The sequence below is a fragment of the Vibrio sp. TH_r3 genome, assembly GCF_033101115.1.
GTDB lineage: Bacteria > Pseudomonadota > Gammaproteobacteria > Enterobacterales > Vibrionaceae > Vibrio.
The window spans coordinates 1-3,074 of the sequence record NZ_JAWMPW010000052.1; the positions used below are offsets into that span (position 1 = coordinate 1).

The window sequence follows — 3,074 nt, forward strand, 5'->3', positions numbered from 1 at the left end:
CAGCACTTACACACCCTGCCTATCAACGTTCTAGTCTCGAACAACCCTTTAGGACACGTAAAGTGCCAGGGAAGACTCATCTCAGGGCTCGCTTCGCGCTTAGATGCTTTCAGCGCTTATCGATTCCGAACTTAGCTACCGGGCAATGCCATTGGCATGACAACCCGAACACCAGAGGTTCGTCCACTCCGGTCCTCTCGTACTAGGAGCAGCCCCCTTCAATCTTCCAACGCCCACGGCAGATAGGGACCGAACTGTCTCACGACGTTCTAAACCCAGCTCGCGTACCACTTTAAATGGCGAACAGCCATACCCTTGGGACCGACTTCAGCCCCAGGATGTGATGAGCCGACATCGAGGTGCCAAACACCGCCGTCGATATGAACTCTTGGGCGGTATCAGCCTGTTATCCCCGGAGTACCTTTTATCCGTTGAGCGATGGCCCTTCCATTCAGAACCACCGGATCACTATGACCTGCTTTCGCACCTGCTCGAATTGTCATTCTCGCAGTCAAGCGGGCTTATGCCATTGCACTAACCACACGATGTCCAACCGTGTTTAGCCCACCTTCGTGCTCCTCCGTTACTCTTTGGGAGGAGACCGCCCCAGTCAAACTACCCACCAGGCACTGTCCTCATCCCCGATTAGGGGACTAAGTTAGAACATCAAGCATACAAGGGTGGTATTTCAAGGTTGACTCCACTCCATCTAGCGACGAAGTTTCATAGTCTCCCACCTATCCTACACATGTAGGGTCAATGTTCAGTGCCAAGCTGTAGTAAAGGTTCACGGGGTCTTTCCGTCTAGCCGCGGGTACACTGCATCTTCACAGCGATTTCAATTTCACTGAGTCTCGGGTGGAGACAGCGTGGCCATCATTACGCCATTCGTGCAGGTCGGAACTTACCCGACAAGGAATTTCGCTACCTTAGGACCGTTATAGTTACGGCCGCCGTTTACCGGGGCTTCGATCAAGAGCTTCGTCCTAAGACTAACCCCATCAATTAACCTTCCGGCACCGGGCAGGCGTCACACCGTATACGTCATCTTACGATTTTGCACAGTGCTGTGTTTTTAATAAACAGTTGCAGCCACCTGGTATCTGCGACTCCCAATAGCTCCATCCGCAAGGGATTTCACCGTCAAGAGCGTACCTTCTCCCGAAGTTACGGTACCATTTTGCCTAGTTCCTTCACCCGAGTTCTCTCAAGCGCCTTGGTATTCTCTACCCGACCACCTGTGTCGGTTTGGGGTACGATTCCTTATAATCTGAAGCTTAGAGGCTTTTCCTGGAAGTATGGCATCAATGACTTCATCACCGTAGTGACTCGACATCGGGTCTCAGCCTAACAATTTCCCGGATTTACCTAAGAAATTAGCCTACACCCTTGAACCTGGACAACCATCGCCAGGCCCACCTAGCCTTCTCCGTCCCCCCATCGCAATTATAAGAAGTACGGGAATATTAACCCGTTTCCCATCGACTACGCTTTTCAGCCTCGCCTTAGGGGTCGACTTACCCTGCCCCGATTAACGTTGGACAGGAACCCTTGGTCTTCCGGCGTGGGGGTTTTTCACCCCCATTATCGTTACTCATGTCAGCATTCGCACTTCTGATACCTCCAGCAAACCTTACAGTTCACCTTCAACGGCTTACAGAACGCTCCCCTACCCAATGAAGTAAACTTCATTGCCGCAGCTTCGGTGTATAGCTTAGCCCCGTTACATCTTCCGCGCAGGCCGACTCGACCAGTGAGCTATTACGCTTTCTTTAAATGATGGCTGCTTCTAAGCCAACATCCTGGCTGTCTGAGCCTTCCCACATCGTTTCCCACTTAGCTATACTTTGGGACCTTAGCTGGCGGTCTGGGTTGTTTCCCTCTCCACGACGGACGTTAGCACCCGCCGTGTGTCTCCCGGATAGTACTTACTGGTATTCGGAGTTTGCAAAGGGTTGGTAAGTCGGGATGACCCCCTAGCCTTAACAGTGCTCTACCCCCAGTAGTATTCGTCCGAGGCGCTACCTAAATAGCTTTCGGGGAGAACCAGCTATCTCCAGGTTTGATTGGCCTTTCACCCCTAGCCACAAGTCATCCGCTAATTTTTCAACATTAGTCGGTTCGGTCCTCCAGTTGATGTTACTCAACCTTCAACCTGCCCATGGCTAGATCACCTGGTTTCGGGTCTATACCTAGCAACTCGACGCCCAGTTAAGACTCGGTTTCCCTACGGCTCCCCTATTCGGTTAACCTTGCTACTAAATATAAGTCGCTGACCCATTATACAAAAGGTACGCAGTCACACCAAAAAGGTGCTCCTACTGCTTGTACGTACACGGTTTCAGGTTCTATTTCACTCCCCTCACAGGGGTTCTTTTCGCCTTTCCCTCACGGTACTGGTTCACTATCGGTCAGTCAGTAGTATTTAGCCTTGGAGGATGGTCCCCCCATATTCAAACAGGATATCACGTGTCCCGCCTTACTCGTTTTCACTTAAAATGATGTGTCGGTTACGGGGCTATCACCCTGTATCGCAATACTTTCCAGAATCTTCACCTGCATCATTAAAAGCTTAAGGGCTAGTCCAATTTCGCTCGCCGCTACTTTCGGAATCTCGGTTGATTTCTACTCCTCCGGGTACTTAGATGTTTCAGTTCCCCGGGTTTGCCTTATTAACCTATGTATTCAGTTAATAATACTAGCTTATGCTAGTGGGTTTCCCCATTCAGAAATCCCAGACTCAAACGGTTATTACTACCTAATCTGGGCTTATCGCAAGTTATTACGTCTTTCATCGCCTCTGACTGCCAAGGCATCCACCGTGTACGCTTAGTCACTTAACCATACAACCCCAAGAGGTTTCTTTTTACTGTCACTGACGTGACGATAAATAAGCGTATGGCAAACAACCAAGGTGTTTATTGTTGTCTCATTATTTGAATGAGCGAGACAACGTTCGATTTTGCCGGACTCAAATATAAACAGCTTTCGCTGTTTCCAAGAACACTTGAATGTGTGTTGGTACCTATCACTCATAATGAGTCATAGGATTTGAGAACTTTTATTTGAATAAT

The 3,074-nt window shown here is 49.5% G+C and carries 1 rRNA gene; it reads right to left on the bottom strand.

Annotated features, from left to right (window positions below):
* Window positions 1-2,843, bottom strand: a 23S ribosomal RNA gene (locus tag R3X26_RS18680); the annotation flags it as partial.
* Window positions 2,844-3,074: the final 231 nt, after the last annotated feature.